The sequence below is a fragment of the Photorhabdus sp. RM96S genome (assembly GCF_042879335.1).
Taxonomy (GTDB): domain Bacteria; phylum Pseudomonadota; class Gammaproteobacteria; order Enterobacterales; family Enterobacteriaceae; genus Photorhabdus; species Photorhabdus kayaii.
In genome coordinates, this window is record NZ_JBHFKT010000019.1 from 22,060 (window position 1) to 39,843 (window position 17,784).

The following is a 17,784-nucleotide window of genomic DNA, read 5'->3' on the forward strand; positions in this document are numbered from 1 at the left end:
AATATCCTGAAAATGAAGCACCTTAAGTACATTACCAGCATATGTTCTGTCACACTAAATGTATGTATGCGGGAATTTCAACGATAAATAGGCTAATATGTCTATATTTATACCCTATGGATTTCAAGATGCATCGCGACGGCAAGGGAGCGAATCCCCGGAAGCATAGAAAACTATGTGACTGGGGTGAGTGAGTGCAGCCAACAAAGAAGCAACTTGAAAGATGACGGGTATAGATAACTATGTGACCGGGGTGAGCGAGTGCAGCCAACAAAGAGGCAACTTGAAAGATAACGGATATATTCGATTTCGATGTTAAGACAGCATTATCTAAAGTGTAAAAAATCAGCGTAGCATCTGGTAACTCTTTGTTCATCATGAAATAATCTAGTGCATACAGTAGCAAGGTATATTTACAGAAATGGCTGACAACAAGGAAATGCATAGCCGTAATTATCGGCGCAATCAGAACTCACGGCGGAATGATATCTGTGCCTTATTGTTCTATGCTTTCCTATTGGTTATTTTCAGCTTTAGTACCTTTGCGAATCAAATTATCGCCAATAAAAATCAGCTGAAAGATCTCCAACAAAACATCGCGGAGAAAGAGAAAAGTGTGCAACAACAACAGCAAAAACGGAGTTCTTTGCTAAATCAGTTGAAAGATCAGGAAAATACCATTTCCAAAATTGGTCAATCTCTCCACAACACTCAAACTCAACTCAGTAAGCTGAATAAAGAGATTGCCGCTCTAGTCTCCAATATCAAAAAACTGGAAAAACAACAAAAAGCGCAACGAGATATGCTGGCACGCCAATTGGATGCAGCATTTCGTCAAGGGCAACATCAAGGGCTTGAACTCATGTTCAGAGGAGAAGAGGGCAAGAGAGGTGAGCGCATACTCGCTTACTATAGCTACCTTAATCAAGCCCGCCAAGACACCATTGTTAAACTTGAGCAAACAGCCGTTGATTTAACTGAACAAAAAAAACTTGAGCAGCAGAAACAGGAAGAGCAGAAACAAGTGCTGACTGAACAGCAGCAGCAGAAACAGCAAATGGAAGTGGCCCGCAATGCCCGGCAGAAAACCCTAACTGAACTGGAATCTTCCTTAAAGAAAGACCAGAAAAATCTCGCTGAACTAAAACAAAATGAAACCCGTCTGCGAGATAAAATCGCTAAGGCAGAACGGGAAGCGAAAGCACGCGCTGAACGAGAAGCCAGAGAAGCTGCCCGTGTTCGTGCTCAAATTGCAGCGAAACAGAAGCAAGCACAACAAAAAGGTTCCAGCTATAAACCCACTGAAGATGAACGCGCATTGATGGCGCGTACCGGTGGCCTTGGTCGTCCGGCTGGTCAGGCAATCTGGCCTGTCCACGGTAAGGTGATACATCAGTTTGGTGAAGCGCTGCAAGGCGAATTACGCTGGAAAGGCATGGTGATTTCAGCCACAGAAGGTACGGAAGTCAGAGCGATATCCGATGGCCGGGTTTTACTGGCTGACTGGCTACAAGGCTATGGGCTGGTTGTCGTTATAGAGCATGGTAAAGGTGATATGAGTCTCTATGGCTATAATCAGAGTGCCCTAGTCAGGGTCGGCCAGCAAGTTCGGGCCGGACAACCTATTGCATTGGTCGGTAACAGTGGCGGTCAGCAGCAACCCGCTCTCTATTTTGAAATTCGCCGTCAGGGAAGAGCGGTAAACCCACAACCGTGGCTTGGGAGATAATCAGGTGAGACAACGCAAACTCGCAAAACTCATTGGTACTACCGCCCTGCTACTCTTGAGCCTACAAGCCAGTGCAGCCCGTCTGGCAATTGTTATTGATGATTTTGGTTACCGTCCTCATAACGAAAACAAAATATTGCAGATGCCTGTTGCAATCTCTATCGCCATTCTGCCGGATTCACCGCATGGCAGGGAGATGGCCGAAAAAGCCTATAAACAAGGGCGGGAGATCTTAATCCACCTGCCAATGGCACCTTTAAGTAAGCAATTGCTAGAGCCGGATACTCTCCAGCCAACCATGAGCAGTGAAGATATTGACCGCATCATCCAGCGTGCAATACAAAAAGTTCCTTATGCTGTAGGGATCAATAACCATATGGGCAGCGCTATGACTTCGAGTTTGCCGGGAATGCAGAAAGTGATGCGCTCACTGTCTGGTTATAACCTCTATTTTCTCGACAGCGTGACGATTGGCAATACTCAGGTAACAAAGGCAGCGAAAGACACGCCCGTTCGCGTTATCCGCCGTAATGTTTTCCTAGATGATGTGCAATCAGAAGCGGAAACTCGCCATCAGTTAAACCGTGCGATTTCCATTGCCCGTAAGAATGGTTCCGCTATTGCTATCGGTCATCCTCATTCAACAACCATTCGTGCATTACAGCAGATGCTGCCAACGCTTCCCGCTGATATTGAGTTAGTTAGCCCAAGTAGGTTGTTAAGTGGCAAACCTGTTGGTGATAATCAGCCTAAATGGGGCAAGCTGTGTGAAATAAAAGAGGCACCCGCTACAGTTACCAGCCAAGATTATCTGGCCGTTATTGGCGATACTCTGGTTGATAATCCTATTGTGAACACGGTAAGCCGATATATCCAGAAACTGACCGGTGATAAATCTCAGGATAAAACAGAATAGAAATTCATATTAAGGAATAACCAATCACCTTGTTATTTCTATTTATTCGATGATAGCTTGCAATATTGCTAATGCCTCAAATAGGCGCTCAAGAGCTAAAAGCGCCTGTCAATTTTAGTGATAACTCACTCGGTCAGTTAATCCCAGTTCAGAATAACTTTACCAGACTGCCCTGAACGCATGATGTCAAAGCCTTTCTGGAAATCATCAATAGAGAACCGGTGAGTGATAATGGGTGTCAGATCCAAACCAGACTGAATCAATGTAGCCATTTTATACCAGGTTTCAAACATCTCACGGCCATAAATACCTTTAATAAACAAGCCCTTGAAAATCACCTGATTCCAATCAATTGCCATATCTGATGGAGGAATGCCCAACAGTGCAACACGGCCGCCGTGATTCATGGTATTTAATAAGGTACGAAACGCCACCGGGGCGCCGGACATTTCCAAACCAACATCAAAACCTTCCGTCATGCCCAATTCCGCCATGACATCGGTCAGATTTTCCTGGCTGACGTTCACCGCACGGGTGACACCCATTTTACGTGCCAACTCAAGGCGATATTCGTTAACGTCGGTGATAACAACATGACGTGCGCCAACATGTTTACACACTGCCGCCGCCATAATACCAATTGGACCTGCACCAGAAACCAACACATCTTCGCCAACCAGATCAAACGAGAGCGCGGTGTGAACAGCATTGCCAAATGGGTCAAAAATAGAAGCCAGTTCATCAGAGATGTTATCTGGGATTTTGAATGCATTAAATGCAGGAATAACCAGATATTGAGCAAAACAACCAGCGCGGTTTACCCCTACGCCAATGGTATTACGGCATAAGTGAGTACGGCCACCACGACAGTTACGGCAGTAACCACAAGTAATATGCCCTTCGCCAGACACCCGGTCACCCATTTTAAAACCTTTTACTTCCTGACCAATAGCAACAACTTCGCCGACATACTCATGACCAACAACCATCGGTACAGGAATGGTTTTTTGTGACCAATCATCCCAGTTATAGATGTGCACATCCGTACCACAAATCGCTGTTTTACGGATTTTGATCATCACATCATTGTGCCCCAGCTCTGGCTCGGGCACATCGATCATCCAGATGCCTTCTTCTGCCTTTAACTTTGACAATGCTTTCATAAAGATGCCTTATGCAATTACATTTAATTGCTTACCAATGCGCGTGAACGCCGCAACTGCTCGTTCAATTTGCTCTTCCGTATGCGCTGCTGACATTTGCGTGCGGATACGGGCCTGATTTTTAGGGACTACCGGATAGAAGAAACCAGTAACATAAATGCCTTCTTTCAGTAATTCTACGGCAAACTCCTGTGCCAATTTCGCATCGCCTAACATGACCGGAATAATCGCATGGTCAGCCCCCGCCAAAGTGAAACCTGCGGCTGTCATTTTTTCACGGAACAGGTTAGCGTTCTTCCACAAACGATCACGCAATGCATCTCCCTCTTTCAGCATATCCAGCACCTTAATGGATGCCGCGACAATCGCCGGTGCCAATGAGTTAGAGAACAGATATGGACGTGAGCGCTGGCGCAGCCACTCAACAACTTCTTTACGTGCCGCGGTATAGCCACCGGAAGCACCACCCAACGCTTTACCTAATGTGCCGGTAATGATGTCAATGCGATCCATTACGTCACAATATTCGTGAGTACCACGGCCATGAGCACCAACAAAACCAACAGCATGGGAGTCATCCACCATAACCATTGCATCAAATTCATCAGCCAGATCACAGATAGACTTCAAATCAGCAATCACACCATCCATCGAGAACACACCATCGGTTGCAATCACAATATGACGTGCATTATCTGCTTTCGCTTTCTCTAATTGTGCTCTCAGTTCCTGCATATCATTATTAGCATAGCGATAACGCTTCGCTTTGCATAAACGGACACCATCAATAATAGAAGCGTGGTTCAACGCATCAGAGATAATGGCATCTTCCGGCCCAAATAGCGTTTCAAATAAACCACCATTAGCATCAAAACAAGAAGAATAAAGAATAGCATCTTCCATACCCAAAAATTCTGCCAGTTTTCTCTCCAGCTCTTTATGAGGATCCTGAGTTCCACAAATAAAACGAACAGACGCCATACCAAAACCGTGGCTATCCATTCCCGCTTTAGCCGCGGCAATAAGCTCAGGGTGATTAGCCAAACCTAAGTAGTTATTTGCGCAGAAGTTAATAACGTGGCTGCCATCGGCTACAGCAATGTCAGCATTTTGTGCAGAAGTGATGATACGTTCATTTTTGAACAATCCTTCAGAATGGGCTTGTTCTAATTGTTCGTTAATTTGCTGATAAAATGATGCTGACATTTATTTTTCTCCTGATTTATAAATGAAGGGTTGTGAGATATTTTACTCATTGATCAAGCTACTGACGACTCTATCAGGCAGATAATATTAACTTTGCTGTATCCGTCACGTCATGCAACCTGAATTACCATAATATTTCAGTATATTCCCCTGCTTAAGCTGCTGTCGTCATGGATGTTAGATGTTATTATAGAAACAATTTGCTTCATTAACCCGATTGTAGAGGTGAGTCGGATGATTATTGTCACTGGCGGTGCTGGATTTATTGGTAGCAATATTGTCAAAGCACTAAATGACGAAGGATATAAAGATATTCTGGTCGTAGACAATCTAAAAGATGGTACTAAGTTCATCAATCTGGCTGACTTGGATATTGCTGATTACATGGACAAGGAAGAGTTTATTGCCAGTATTCTGGCCGGTGATGACTTCGGTGATATTGACGCTATTTTCCATGAAGGCGCTTGCTCATCCACAACCGAGTGGGATGGCAAATATATGATGGATAATAACTATCAATATTCCAAAGAATTGCTGCATTATTGCCTTGAACGCGGCACTCCTTTCCTGTACGCCTCCTCAGCAGCAACCTATGGCGGCCGTACTGATAATTTTATCGAAGAGCGTCAATATGAGAAACCGCTCAATATTTATGGTTACTCTAAATTTCTATTCGACCAATATGTCCGGGAGATCCTGCCTCAAGCTGATTCACAAATTTGTGGTTTCCGTTATTTCAATGTGTATGGACCACGTGAAGGGCATAAAGGGAGTATGGCTAGCGTTGCCTTTCATTTGAATAATCAAATCAATCAGGGACAAAACCCAAAACTATTCGCCGGCAGTGAAAGCTTTCAACGTGATTTTATTTATGTTGGTGATGCCGCTGCGGTTAATCTTTGGTTCTGGAAAAACAACGTTTCCGGTATTTATAACTGTGGAACGGGTCGTGCTGAATCTTTCCAGGCGGTTGCAGATGCGGTTGTTGAATGCCATAAAGATAAATCACTCACTGTTGAACATATTGATTTCCCTGAACATCTGAAAGGTCGTTATCAGCGCTTCACGCAAGCAGATCTGACCAAACTTCGCGCGGCGGGTTATGATAAGCCATTCAAAACCGTTGCCGAAGGGGTAACGGAATATATGCATTGGCTCAATCAGGATAAGTAATCTACTCACTATGAAAATATTGGTAATCGGCCCCTCGTGGGTGGGTGACATGATGATGTCGCAGAGCCTTTACCGGACGTTAAAGGCTTTGCATCCTAATGCAGAAATTGATGTGATGGCTCCAGCCTGGTGCCGCCCACTGCTGGACAAAATGCCGGAGGTCAATCAAGCATTAGCTATGCCATTAGGACATGGCGCACTGGCATTGGGTGAACGCCGCCGTTTGGGGGTCGCCCTACGTGAACGTAAATATCATCGCGCTTATGTGCTACCAAATTCTTTCAAATCTGCCTTAGTGCCTTTCTTCGCCAATATTCCTCTGCGCACTGGCTGGCGCGGTGAAATGAGATATGGATTGCTTAATGATATTCGTACATTGAATAAAGAAGCCTTCCCATTAATGGTGCAACGCTATGCCGCATTGGCTTACGATGCAAAACCCAGTAGTGCGGCAGACCTGCCTCAACCATTACTTTGGCCTCAACTAGATGTCAGTGACGAAGATATTGCTGAATCCACCGCGGCATTCAATATTTCTGATCATCGGCCTATCATCGGCTTCTGCCCCGGTGCAGAATTTGGCCCAGCAAAACGCTGGCCGCATTATCATTATGCCGCGTTAGCTCAACAGCTTATTACTAAAAAGGGGTATCAAATTCTGCTATTTGGCTCTGCCAAAGATCACGAAAGTGGAGAGGATATCCGCAACTCACTGACTGAAGAAGCTTGCGAACACTGTATCAATCTTGCCGGACAAACTTCTCTTGAGCAGGCCGTCAATATTATCGCGGCCTGTGATGCCATTGTGACCAACGATTCTGGTTTGATGCATGTTGCCGCAGCACTTAATCGCCCTCTGGTTGCGCTTTACGGCCCAAGTAGCCCAGATTTTACTCCACCATTATCCGATAAAGCGGAAGTTATCCGTCTTATTACTGGCTATCATAAAGTCAGAAAAGGTGACAGTGCACATGGCTATCACCAGAGTCTGATTGATATTCAGCCAGAGCGAGTTATCACTTCTCTAGAAAAATTATTACAAGCGGAGAACCAGAGTTAATGCGGGTTTTATTGGTCAAAACTTCTTCTATGGGCGATGTCCTCCACTCGCTCCCTGCACTGACTGATGCAGAAAGAAACTTACCTGACGTCCGTTTTGATTGGGTAGTAGAGGAAGGTTTTGCTCAAATCCCCGGCTGGCATAGTGCGGTTGATCAAATTATTCCTGTTGCTATTCGCCGCTGGCGTAAAAACTGGTTTAGCCCAGAAATTCGTGCAGAACGCCGTTTATTCAAAGAAAAATTAAAATTACATCAATATGATGCCATCATCGATGCTCAAGGGTTATTAAAAAGCGCATTTCTGGTAACCCGACTCGCTTATGGTCCTAAACATGGTTACAACCGCAAAAGTATCCGTGAGCCATTAGCAAGTTTTTTTTATGATTGCTGTCATGCGGTCAGCAAGCAACAGCACGCCGTAGAGCGCATTCGAGAACTGTTTGCTGTCAGCCTGGGTTATACCAAACCGGCGGCACAGGGCGATTATGGGATTGCCCGTCACTTTTTAAAGCAGAAATTAGAAAATCAGGGCGATTATCTGGTTTTTCTCCATGCCACCACTCGCGATGAAAAACATTGGCCGGAAAGCCACTGGAGACAACTTATTGCTGAAATTCAGCCAACGGGTATGAAAATTAAGCTCCCTTGGGGCGCAGAACATGAATACCAACGTGCGCTGAGACTAGCGGAAAACTTCTCTCATGTGGAAGTATTGCCAAAGCTGACTTTGGCGCAAGTTGCCCAAGAGCTGGCCTGCTCAAAAGCCGTTGTTTCTGTTGATACCGGCCTGAGCCACCTCACTGCCGCATTGGATCGCCCTAATATCACGTTGTTTGGTCCGACAGATCCAGGGCTCATTGGTGGCTATGGCAAAGAACAAATATCTTTAAAAGCGGAAGATGGGAATATCAAAAGTATTACGCCATCGAAAGTGTTAGCTCATCTTCAAAAAAATATTGGCTGATTAATTATTAAATCTGAGGCGTTTCTGGCAGACGCCTATTTCACGTGACTGCTTTATTAATCATGATGACTTCTTAAATTGATAATATTCAGCCAATGTCATTCCTCGAACCTCTGGCTGTAAGTCGTTAAAGAGTGCCTCCAGATCCTGATAAAGTAATTCAATCTGTTCTTCATTTTTAAATGTCGGGCTACCACCAGGCATAAATTCAGATGAATGCAACATAAATTCAATATAATCACTGCCTTCTGCTAATGTCTGTTGGACCACTTTTTTCATTTGTTCCAAATTGCCCCCTTTTGGTCTTAACCAGTTAACAGATGGAGAACGCTGTTTCCCACGTAAGCTGTCATATTTCTGTTTAAGGAAATTCATCAGTGGAGGGTGTTTATATTGAATACTCATGGGGACTTCCAGCAAAGAAGAGTCACCTTCTTTAGCAATATTCTGCAAATCCACAAAATAGGCATAAGATGGAAAGTGACGATAATCAGTTCCACCGTTGCCATTAGGATCGCCTTTGGTGAAACGCCAATTAACCCGTGGTGTTACTGAACAATCGACTTGATAACCATATTCCACCAGCAATTCAGCATAATATTCATTAAATGCCCAACGACCTGCCCGATGGCTTAACATTTTAATCTGTAGTTTGTCTTCCAATAACTTAGTCATCAGATCAATTTTGGCTCTAACTTGTTCTTTTGGAAATTCAATCAGATAAGGTTTATAACGCATGTCATCGTCGGTAAGAGGAACAAGTGGTGGATTATTCCAGGCATGTAAATGCATACCAATTTCCCCCTGCCCTCTGGCAATAACATCTTTAGCAAATTTAATATATAAATCATCCATTGCCATTTCATAGTTCGTCAACCAAACTGGCTTAAAACCAAAACGTTCACATAAATGCTGAAACTTTGGTAAATAATGAGTATTTTTTGTCGAGATCTGACCGTGATTTTGCCACAGGTCATCACCCTCAGTATCAATAGTGATAATAAATGCAGGTCGAGTCATCAGAATATGCCCACAATAGAATAAAATGAGGGTTTTATAGTACGCAGATCTATGAAATAGTGCAATTATCTTATCATATATATAGCAGTTCTATATCTCATTAAATCCTATATTTCGTATCTAATCTTATCAATAAAAAACGCTATGAAATGTTAGATCTTTCGGAAATTTGTTTTTTCTTCTATTAAGTTCTCTTAATTTTTGGAACTTTTTTTATCCATTAACTTATCCTAATAACCAAACTTGAAAAGCGCATCTAACCTCTCTTACTTCTTAATTAAAGATAGATATTTTGCCAAAATAATATCTAAATCAAACTTCTTATACATATCCTCAGTAATTACAGGCGGCTCATAGTAGACAAACTTCATTTTCTCTGCAAACGAATCAACTGTCAGTTCTGATTTATATTTTTCCAACTCACCAACCATAATTTCATTAACGCCACCAGGGCACATCGTGCTAACAATCGGAGTATCACAAATCAACGATTCAATTAACACATTCCCTAATCCTTCACTGTCAGAACTCAAAACAACCGCTTTAGCTCCACGGATAACAGGTAATGGATTTTCAAGGAATCCGGTTAAAATAACTTTAGACTGTAAGTTTAAATCCATAATCTTCTGCTTTATCTGTTGAGTAATAGCCTCATCTCCGTGACCAACAATCAATAACTTACATGGAATATCTGCTTTCGCAAACGCTTCTAATAAACGATCATGCCGCTTAACCCGGTGAAATCTACCAACATGTAATAAATAGGTTTCATCCGAATATAGGTTATTTTGCAGAGATTTTTCTTTAATCTCTGGGATATTGAAAGGGTTATAAATCGTCACCATTTCATTAGGCGTAAGTAACAAATTATTCTTTAAATCTTTCCCTACAGCATCAGATACACAAATTAAATTCCGGTTATTATATGTCCACTTGATTTTTTGTTTCTTGATCCAGCGAGATAATCCCGTCTTATTACCAAGATATGAGTTTGAAAATACGCCATGAATACAAAACCATACATTTAACCCCGCTAACACTTTTGATTGCACGACAATACGATCAGTTTTATGCAAGTTTGAGACAATCAGCGTAGGGATTCCCTTGCGAAGAAAAACTTTTTCTAAAACCTTATCCATAGATTTAGCCCTACGGCAAATCTCAGTCTGTCTTCTAAAAGGCCCTCTATATCCATCAACATCAATGATCAGTTCAATACCACTCGGTACTGAATATTCACATTTCTCTGCCAAAGAGAGCAGCGTAACATCATATCCTCTCTGTTGCAGACCATCACAAAGCCGGATAGTGACATTTTCCGCACCGCCACCAGGTAATCCATCAATGATAAATAATATATGTCCTTTCATGATGATGAGAGCACCTTTTCGTATAATTCAATGAGCTGTTGTGATAAATGTTCCGGTGTATAACAGAGTATTCCTGTTCTCGCTAATTCTGACATTTTATTATTCAAATGATTCGAAGGCGTATTCTGAATAGCTTCCGTAATATCTGAAACAGCCAAAGCATCACATACAAACCCGTTATTCCCAGAGGTAATAAATTCAGCACCACCACATGTCGTACTGGTTATTACCGGCAGCCCGCAAGCCATTGCCTCCAGTATCACATTTGGAAACGGATCATATAAGGTCGGTAGCAACAAACCATCTGCAAGCTGATAAAAAGGCAATGTCCTTTTCTGAACTCCCATAAACCTGATGCGCTCATTACATCCCAGTGAATTAGCTAACTGCTTATATTTTTTCTCTTCTTTATCCTGCCCCACAACGATTAAATAAGCATCCGTTGCACTCACTGCCTGAATCGCGGCTTTTAATCCCTTTCGCTCAAACCCCGAACCAACATAAACTAAACATTTAGCCTGCAAGGGAAGGTTATGCTCTTTCCTTAATTGTGTTCTCTGAGATTCCGTTGCCGGGAAAAATTGTTTATTGTCTATCGAATTATAAATAACCGATATTTTTTCCTCAGAAAGCCCAAAATCCGTCATGACCTCCCTTTTTACCATTTCCGAGTTACAAATAACCATTTTTAATTCCGGTGCCGAATACATCTTTTGCTCAGCATCCATCACATAACGATGGTAACGACTCGTAAAAAGTAATTTGCTCCGCCAAGGAGATAAAACACGCGCACGCTGCTGTAGCCAGCGCTGATGAACGCCGTCACCCGCACGATAAATATCACAACCAGCAATGCGTTCATGGCTTTGAACAAGATCAAATTGCTCTTGTTCCCATATTGTTTTGGCAGCTTTGGCAAATCCTCTCTCACGGCTGATGCGCCCCCATTTATGAGGATTTGCTAAATGAACATGCCAATCAGGATTAACGTCTCCCTGCCAGGAACGCGTAATAACGTTAAGCTCCAAATTTTCATTCCCTAAAGCCTCTAAGGCACGGGAGACAAAACGTTCTGCACCACCATCCGGACGATATTTCTGCCGAACAATTGCAAGACGTACTAATTTCATAATAAATTTCTCCGGGCGGCAGCAATAACCATCTCACTGGGAATGACATTCAGATAACGTATATCCGTTTTAGTATCAACATCATCAGGATCAGGTAAATCACCATAATCACCAGCCCAAATAACTTCACCTTTCGCTTCCCACGGACGCCAGAATACTAACTTTGATGGCCCAAATAAAGCGATACCCGGTGTTTTTAGCGCAGCTGCCATATGCATAGCAACAGAATCCATCCCGATGAATAAATTGGCCCCATCAATCAGCGCTGCAAGTTGAGGCAAAGTTAATTGGCCGGCAAAAGAAATCACTCTCTCTTTTGGGCAATTTGATAAAATCTTCTCTACCATCTCTTCCTCCTTACGATCTGGCCCGGAGGTAACAACGATTGTCCAACCATCAGACTGTAATGCATTAATCGTTTCGCTCATCTTTTTTTCATCCCAACATTTAAAAAACCAGCGGGATGTTGGTTGCACAACAATATATTTTTGATCTACACCATGCTTATCAAAAAGCATCAAAACAGCCTCTTTATCCTGCTGGCGGTAACTCATCGTCACTGTCGTGTTGATTAATGGAAGATTTAACAGTGAAAGAGCTGACAAATTTTGCTCAACAATATGCAAAAATTGACTATGCCCTGTCGGCACAAGATTTGTGAAACATTTTTTCCAAAATAGGCTGCGTCGTTTTGCTAAATCAAACCCAATACGCACTTTTGCGCCAGTAAATCGTGTCACAAATGCACTATACCATTGATCAGTAAGATTAATAACCAGGTCGTATTGACGATGCCTTAATCGTTTAAGCAATCTCCATTCATGCCCCAAATGTGTTTTAATTCCCTGTTTCTTCCATTGTCTATCTATAGAAAATAGATTATCCACAGCAGAAAAATTAGCCAATATTGGTTCAGTTTCTTTATAGAGTAAAACATCAATTTCCACCGCTGGATAATTATCCTTAAGGGTATTAATAACCGGTGTAATTAATAATACATCACCATGATGTCGTAACTTTATTATTAGAATACGGTCAAATTGAGTGTATAATTTACTCATTGCATTCCCAGTATAAAGATACAGATAAAAGAGAAAACTGCCGCAACCATGTGCAGAAGCTGCAAAAAATCCACTCTACCTTCACATATAATAGAAGCACGATCTTACGCAAAAATCCTCATTTACCTCTCCAATTCTGTTCAGATCCTAGAAGCCATACGCATTTTCATACTTTCTTTGAAGCAATGTGATACTATTGACACTAATTTATATAAGTGAATTTGATAGAATGTTACTGCGTTTATATCAGGTACTTCTCTACCTTATCCAACCTCTGATTTGGTTGCGTTTATTGCTCCGCAGCCGCCAAGCCCCTGCTTACCGTCAGCGCTGGGGTGAACGCTACGGTTTCTGTGCCGGTAAAGTTACCGCTGGAGGCATCCTGCTCCATTCCGTTTCCGTTGGTGAAACGTTGGCCGCCATCCCTTTAGTCAGAGCCTTGCGCCATCACTATCCTTTTTTACCGATTACCGTGACAACGATGACGCCAACGGGCTCAGAAAGAGTGCTTTCTGCTCTGGGAAATGATGTTAATCACGTCTATTTGCCATACGATCTCCCCGGTTCTATGGAGCGCTTTCTCAATCAAGTTAATCCAAAGTTAGTCATTATTATGGAAACAGAACTTTGGCCTAATCTGATTTTCCAACTTCACCAACGTAACATTCCTCTGGTCATTGCTAATGCCCGTTTGTCTGCACGTTCCGCTGAGGGATATCAAAAAGTAGGGAATTTCATAAAAACAATTTTGCGCAGCATTACCTTAATTGCCGCTCAGAATCCGGAAGATGGTGAACGTTTTGTTGAACTGGGTCTAAAGCGCTCTCAACTGACTATCACTGGCAGTTTGAAATTCGATATCTCAGTAACACCTGAATTGGCAGCCAAAGCAGTGACATTACGGCGCCAATGGGCTGCTCGCCGTCCTGTCTGGATAGCCACCAGCACCCATGATGGAGAAGAGAGTATTATTCTAGATGCTCATTGCAAGTTACTGAAACAATGTCCAAGCCTGCTGCTGATCCTGGTACCACGCCACCCTGAACGTTTTATTAAAGCTGAAGAATTAACAAAGAAAGCCGGACTCAGCTATATTCTTCGCAGTTCTGATAAAATCCCTGACGCCAATATTCAGGTAGTTATCGGCAATACTATGGGGGAACTGATGCTGCTCTATGGTATTGCCGATCTGGCTTTTGTTGGTGGCAGCCTGGTTGAACGTGGCGGCCACAACCCGCTAGAAGCGGCAGCCCATGCTATTCCGGTGCTGATGGGTCCTCATACCTTTAACTTTAAGGATATCTGCACCAAGCTGAATCAGGCTAATGGTCTGATTACCGTTACGGACAGCCACTCTTTATTCACCGAGATCAATAGCTTACTGACTGACGAAGATTATCGTCTGTATTATGGTCGCCACGCAGCAGAAGTACTGCATGAAAATCAGGGGGCTCTTCAACGTCTACTTAAACTGCTGGAACCCTATCTCCCACCTCGGAGCCACTGAATGAGTGACAAAAAACGTCTTTCTGTTGTCATGATCGCTAAGAATTCAGCGGATCTGATAGCAGATTGTCTGACCTCAGTCCGTTGGGCTGATGAAATCATCGTACTCGATTCGGGTAGTTCAGACGATACCTGTCAGATAGCACAGGCAATGGGTGCAAAAGTATTCTCCAATACTCACTGGCCGGGATTTGGTCGTCAGCGTCAGCTAGCTCAGCAATACGCTTCTGGTGATTATATTTTTATGATCGATACTGATGAACGCGTAACATCAGAACTCAGAGCATCCATAGAACAGACTCTGGCCCATATTGATAACAATAAAGTCTACAGTTGTGCCCGCCGGAACTTGTTCCTTGGCCGCTTTATGAAACACAGCGGCTGGTACCCAGATAGGGTCATTCGTCTCTACGCCCGTGATCGTTATCAATACAATGATAATCAAGTGCATGAATCCCTTGAAACTCATGGCGCTCCAGTCGTTATTTTGCAAGGGGATTTACTTCATCTTACTTGCCGTGATTTGATGGAATTTCAGAGAAAACAGCTAAATTATGCTAAAGCCTGGGCAGAACAGCGCGATGAACAAGGTAAACAGTGCAGTTATTTCTCAATTTTCAGTCACACTTTTGGGGCTTTCTTTAAAACCTGGTTGTTGCGAGCTGGCTTTCTTGATGGTAAACAAGGGTTAGTATTGGCTATTGTCAATGCTCAATATACGTTTAATAAGTACGCCGCATTGTGGGAAAAGAGACAACAAAAGGGTAAAAATTGATGAAAACCAAAGCCATTTATCCCGGAACATTTGATCCTGTTACCTACGGTCATATCGATATCGTCACCCGCGCCGCGGATATGTTTGACCATGTTCTATTTGCTATCGCCAACAGTGCCAGAAAGAATCCTATGTTTACTCTGGATGAGCGCATTACCTTGGCAAAAGAGGTGATCTCACATCTGGATAATGTGGAGGTGGTAGGTTTCTGTGAATTAATGGCTAATTTTGCAAAAAAACAACAAGCAAATATTCTTATTCGTGGCCTTCGTTCAGTATCTGATTTTGAGTATGAATGGCAGCTTGCCAATATGAACCGCCACTTTATGCCGGAATTAGAGAGCGTTTTTCTGCTGCCATCACAAAATCTCTCGTTTGTCTCTTCATCCTTGATTAAAGATGTCGCTCTCCACGATGGCGATATCTCATCATTCCTGCCAGAACCTGTCGCCCAAGCTATGCTAAAAAAACTGGGCAAGTAATTTACTCCGTTCACTGGAGGCGGCACACAGTAGAATATTCCCTATGCAACGCCTCCCCTAACTATCCGATATCACTAATACTGACAGTGACGGCAAAAGAAAGTACTGCGCTGCCCAAGCTTAATACTCTCTATTTTTCCACCACAAATTCGACATGGTTCTCCTGCTCTGCCATAAACAAACAATTCCTGAGCAAAATAGCCCGGTTTACCATCAGATTGCAGGAAATCTCTGAGTGTCGTACCACCCCGCTCAATAGATCGTTGTAGAACCTTCTTAATCGTTTCCGCCAGTAAATTAGCTTCACGCTCAGTTAAAGTATGCGCGGGACGATCCGGCTGAATATGGGCAGTAAACAACGCTTCATTTGCATAGATATTACCAACGCCAACAACCAGTTTATTATCCATTAGCCAGGGTTTAATCAAGGTTTTTTTATTACTGGATCGGGTGTAGAGATAAGAACCATTAAAATCATCAGAAAGTGGCTCAGGCCCTAAATGAGCCAATACCGAGCACCGTTCGAGATCATCACTCCATAACCACGCACCAAATCGTCTGGGATCGGTATAACGCAAAACCTTACCATCTGCCATCACTAAATCCACATGATCATGTTTCTCCGCAGGGCGTTCCTCTGGCAAGATACGCAAGCTGCCCGACATCCCCAAATGGACAATAATCCAACCACTTGCCAGTTCAATCAGCAAATATTTGGCCCGGCGTTGAATGCTAAGCACAAGCTGGTCACTCAACTTCATAATTTCTTCCGCCACCGGCCAACGTAGCCGACCATTCCTGACAACCGCATACTGGATCACATTCCCTACCAGATGTGGTTCTATTCCCCTCCGGCTGGTTTCTACTTCTGGTAGTTCTGGCATGGTGATAACTCCTAACTATGTATATTGCTTAAACTCTATTGCATCTGAGCAGATTAAGATAATCTTTTCATGTATTATTTCCAACTAAACTCAACAGAAATGAAAGCAGATTTATGAATATGTTTAATATTAAAAGTCGTGATAAAAGGTCATTATGGAATTTATCCATCATTGGGATTTATATAGCCCTTGTTTATCTACCTGATATAACGAGATATAAAAATCTGGTTATCGTGCTTATTAGCATTACAGCACTAACCTATCTAGTGACAGATTTTCGTCAAGTGATGCGCTCCATGCGTAATTCACTGTTTCTATCCATTTTATTATTCATCGTAGCAATGTTCTATTCAGTAGCAATTTCCGTCAATCCTGCATTGAGTTTTCAAGAGATGAATAAACCTATCTTAAATGGGCTATTATTGTTCAGTTTTACTTTTCCTGTGGTGCTGTACAAAGAAAATAAAGAAAGTATTGCCAAAATGATTCTGTACTCATTTGCCATTGGTATGCTGGCAATATGCCTAACTGATATTGGTAAATACATTATTAACTACAATAAAGGTGAAATGCCTTTTACTAACTTCAACCACCGAGAATTTTCTTACGGTTTTATTTTCTATTTTCCGGTCTTACTTTGTACTTGGGCATTGTGGAAGAAACATACCTTAGTGAGTTGGCTGATACTGGCTGTTGCTTCCGCTATCAGTCTGTTTTTGTTATTAGGTACCTTAGCTCGTGGCGCTTGGGTCGCCATTGCCGTCATCACTGCTTTTATCATCATCATTAATCGAGAATGGAAGCTGACCATAATAGCGAGTTTAATCCTTAGTTTTTCAGTTGTACTCTCTCACACTACGATCATAACTAATGAAAATACTAAATTATTATTTTGGAAACTTACTCAAACTGATAGCAGCCATCGTTATAAAAATGGCACACAAGGGGCTGCTTTTGAGTTGATTCTAGAGAACCCAATTAAAGGCTACGGTTATGGCAATAAAGTCTATCATAAGGTCTACAATGAACGAGTTGCTGACTATCCAGACTGGATATATCGCACATCCATCGGCCCCCACAATATCTTTCTGGCACTCTGGTTTGCTGGTGGAATCATTGGTTTGATTACCACTTTGCTGATGACCTTCTCAGCGCTGTACACGGGTAGCCATATTATTAGCCGTAACAATGGTGTAATAAAGCAAGCCAGTATTATTCTACTGACGGGATTTATCGGATTGTTTATTGTCCGAGGAGCCTTTGAAAATACCTATATCAATGAAATAGGTATTCTATTCGGTCTGATGATTGCTCTATATCAGCAGAAAAACGATTAATATATTA

At 42.6% G+C, this 17,784-nt stretch carries 16 protein-coding genes; 9 read left to right on the forward strand and 7 right to left on the reverse strand.

Features of this window, described 5'->3' with window-relative positions; genetic code table 11:
* The first annotated feature begins 421 nt into the window (after positions 1–421).
* Together envC and ACGF49_RS12865 are read left to right on the forward strand one after the other, a co-directional pair.
* A complete protein-coding gene (gene envC / locus ACGF49_RS12860) occupies positions 422–1,729 on the forward strand; it encodes a murein hydrolase activator EnvC (RefSeq protein ID WP_387491303.1) in 1,308 nt (435 codons plus the stop codon).
* A 4-nt stretch (positions 1,730–1,733) separates the two neighbouring features.
* On the forward strand, positions 1,734–2,645 hold the full coding sequence (locus ACGF49_RS12865) for a divergent polysaccharide deacetylase family protein (RefSeq protein ID WP_228900821.1): 912 nt from the start codon (positions 1,734–1,736) through the stop codon (positions 2,643–2,645).
* Between the two features lie 137 nt (positions 2,646–2,782).
* Here the strand turns inward: ACGF49_RS12865 and tdh are convergent, their stop codons facing one another.
* Both tdh and kbl read right to left on the reverse strand, forming a co-directional pair.
* Entirely contained in the window at positions 2,783–3,808 is a 1,026-nt protein-coding gene (tdh, locus tag ACGF49_RS12870; protein ID WP_113041802.1) for an L-threonine 3-dehydrogenase, read from the reverse strand.
* 9 nt (positions 3,809–3,817) lie between these two features.
* On the reverse strand, positions 3,818–5,014 hold the full coding sequence (gene kbl / locus ACGF49_RS12875) for a glycine C-acetyltransferase (RefSeq protein ID WP_228900824.1): 1,197 nt from the start codon (positions 5,012–5,014) through the stop codon (positions 3,818–3,820).
* A gap of 234 nt (positions 5,015–5,248) precedes the next feature.
* On the opposite strand from kbl, the gene rfaD reads away from it, so the two are divergent.
* From rfaD to rfaC, 3 genes are read left to right on the forward strand one after another with little or no spacing between them, the layout of a single operon-like run.
* The gene (gene rfaD / locus ACGF49_RS12880; protein ID WP_262977967.1) at positions 5,249–6,187 is read left to right on the forward strand and encodes an ADP-glyceromanno-heptose 6-epimerase; all 939 of its coding nucleotides are present in this window, start codon (positions 5,249–5,251) and stop codon (positions 6,185–6,187) included.
* 10 nt (positions 6,188–6,197) lie between these two features.
* The gene (gene rfaF / locus ACGF49_RS12885) at positions 6,198–7,247 is read left to right on the forward strand and encodes an ADP-heptose--LPS heptosyltransferase RfaF (RefSeq protein ID WP_228900828.1); all 1,050 of its coding nucleotides are present in this window, start codon (positions 6,198–6,200) and stop codon (positions 7,245–7,247) included.
* Entirely contained in the window at positions 7,247–8,212 is a 966-nt protein-coding gene (rfaC, locus tag ACGF49_RS12890; protein WP_262977968.1) for a lipopolysaccharide heptosyltransferase RfaC, read from the forward strand. Before rfaF ends, rfaC begins: the two co-directional genes overlap by 1 nt.
* 60 nt (positions 8,213–8,272) lie before the next feature.
* On the opposite strand, the gene ACGF49_RS12895 is transcribed toward rfaC, so the two are convergent.
* The 4 genes from ACGF49_RS12895 to rfaQ all read right to left on the reverse strand — a co-directional run bounded on the left by ACGF49_RS12895 (position 8,273) and on the right by rfaQ (position 12,793).
* The gene (locus ACGF49_RS12895) at positions 8,273–9,232 is read right to left on the reverse strand and encodes a polysaccharide deacetylase family protein (RefSeq protein ID WP_262977969.1); all 960 of its coding nucleotides are present in this window, start codon (positions 9,230–9,232) and stop codon (positions 8,273–8,275) included.
* Positions 9,233–9,498: 266 nt separating this feature from the next.
* Complete coding sequence (locus ACGF49_RS12900; RefSeq protein ID WP_228900834.1) at positions 9,499–10,602, reverse strand: glycosyltransferase; 1,104 nt, start codon at positions 10,600–10,602, stop codon at positions 9,499–9,501.
* Positions 10,599–11,732, reverse strand: coding sequence for a glycosyltransferase family 4 protein (locus tag ACGF49_RS12905; protein WP_228900836.1), 1,134 nt, complete (start codon positions 11,730–11,732; stop codon positions 10,599–10,601). The genes ACGF49_RS12900 and ACGF49_RS12905 overlap by 4 nt, the downstream gene beginning before the upstream one ends.
* Positions 11,729–12,793 (reverse strand): putative lipopolysaccharide heptosyltransferase III, encoded by a 1,065-nt coding sequence (gene rfaQ, locus ACGF49_RS12910; RefSeq protein WP_271858875.1) that lies wholly within the window; start codon positions 12,791–12,793, stop codon positions 11,729–11,731. Before rfaQ ends, ACGF49_RS12905 begins: the two co-directional genes overlap by 4 nt.
* A 229-nt stretch (positions 12,794–13,022) precedes the next feature.
* Between rfaQ and waaA the strand changes: the two genes are divergently transcribed.
* Genes waaA through coaD form a run of 3 tightly spaced genes read left to right on the forward strand, consistent with a single transcriptional unit; the run spans position 13,023 to position 15,556 of the window.
* On the forward strand, positions 13,023–14,300 hold the full coding sequence (gene waaA / locus ACGF49_RS12915) for a lipid IV(A) 3-deoxy-D-manno-octulosonic acid transferase (RefSeq protein ID WP_113041810.1): 1,278 nt from the start codon (positions 13,023–13,025) through the stop codon (positions 14,298–14,300).
* Complete coding sequence (locus tag ACGF49_RS12920) at positions 14,301–15,074, forward strand: glycosyltransferase family 2 protein (protein WP_113041811.1); 774 nt, start codon at positions 14,301–14,303, stop codon at positions 15,072–15,074.
* Positions 15,074–15,556, forward strand: coding sequence for a pantetheine-phosphate adenylyltransferase (gene coaD, locus ACGF49_RS12925; protein WP_113041812.1), 483 nt, complete (start codon positions 15,074–15,076; stop codon positions 15,554–15,556). The genes ACGF49_RS12920 and coaD overlap by 1 nt, the downstream gene beginning before the upstream one ends.
* Before the next feature lie 74 nt (positions 15,557–15,630).
* Here coaD and mutM read toward each other — a convergent pair whose 3' ends face one another.
* Complete coding sequence (gene mutM / locus ACGF49_RS12930; RefSeq protein WP_113041813.1) at positions 15,631–16,440, reverse strand: bifunctional DNA-formamidopyrimidine glycosylase/DNA-(apurinic or apyrimidinic site) lyase; 810 nt, start codon at positions 16,438–16,440, stop codon at positions 15,631–15,633.
* Positions 16,441–16,559: 119 nt separating this feature from the next.
* Between mutM and rfaL the strand changes: the two genes are divergently transcribed.
* Positions 16,560–17,777 (forward strand): O-antigen ligase RfaL, encoded by a 1,218-nt coding sequence (gene rfaL / locus ACGF49_RS12935; RefSeq protein WP_228900844.1) that lies wholly within the window; start codon positions 16,560–16,562, stop codon positions 17,775–17,777.
* Positions 17,778–17,784: the final 7 nt, after the last annotated feature.

Coding starts and splice junctions, on each gene's coding strand:
- envC (WP_387491303.1), top strand. CDS start 422: ATGGCTGACAACAAGGAAATGCATAGCCGTAATTATCGGCGCAATCAG.
- tdh (WP_113041802.1), bottom strand. CDS start 3,808: ATGAAAGCATTGTCAAAGTTAAAGGCAGAAGAAGGCATCTGGATGATC.
- kbl (WP_228900824.1), bottom strand. CDS start 5,014: ATGTCAGCATCATTTTATCAGCAAATTAACGAACAATTAGAACAAGCC.
- rfaD (WP_262977967.1), top strand. CDS start 5,249: ATGATTATTGTCACTGGCGGTGCTGGATTTATTGGTAGCAATATTGTC.
- rfaF (WP_228900828.1), top strand. CDS start 6,198: ATGAAAATATTGGTAATCGGCCCCTCGTGGGTGGGTGACATGATGATG.
- rfaC (WP_262977968.1), top strand. CDS start 7,247: ATGCGGGTTTTATTGGTCAAAACTTCTTCTATGGGCGATGTCCTCCAC.
- ACGF49_RS12895 (WP_262977969.1), bottom strand. CDS start 9,232: ATGACTCGACCTGCATTTATTATCACTATTGATACTGAGGGTGATGAC.
- ACGF49_RS12900 (WP_228900834.1), bottom strand. CDS start 10,602: ATGAAAGGACATATATTATTTATCATTGATGGATTACCTGGTGGCGGT.
- ACGF49_RS12905 (WP_228900836.1), bottom strand. CDS start 11,732: ATGAAATTAGTACGTCTTGCAATTGTTCGGCAGAAATATCGTCCGGAT.
- rfaQ (WP_271858875.1), bottom strand. CDS start 12,793: ATGAGTAAATTATACACTCAATTTGACCGTATTCTAATAATAAAGTTA.
- waaA (WP_113041810.1), top strand. CDS start 13,023: ATGTTACTGCGTTTATATCAGGTACTTCTCTACCTTATCCAACCTCTG.
- ACGF49_RS12920 (WP_113041811.1), top strand. CDS start 14,301: ATGAGTGACAAAAAACGTCTTTCTGTTGTCATGATCGCTAAGAATTCA.
- coaD (WP_113041812.1), top strand. CDS start 15,074: ATGAAAACCAAAGCCATTTATCCCGGAACATTTGATCCTGTTACCTAC.
- mutM (WP_113041813.1), bottom strand. CDS start 16,440: ATGCCAGAACTACCAGAAGTAGAAACCAGCCGGAGGGGAATAGAACCA.
- rfaL (WP_228900844.1), top strand. CDS start 16,560: ATGTTTAATATTAAAAGTCGTGATAAAAGGTCATTATGGAATTTATCC.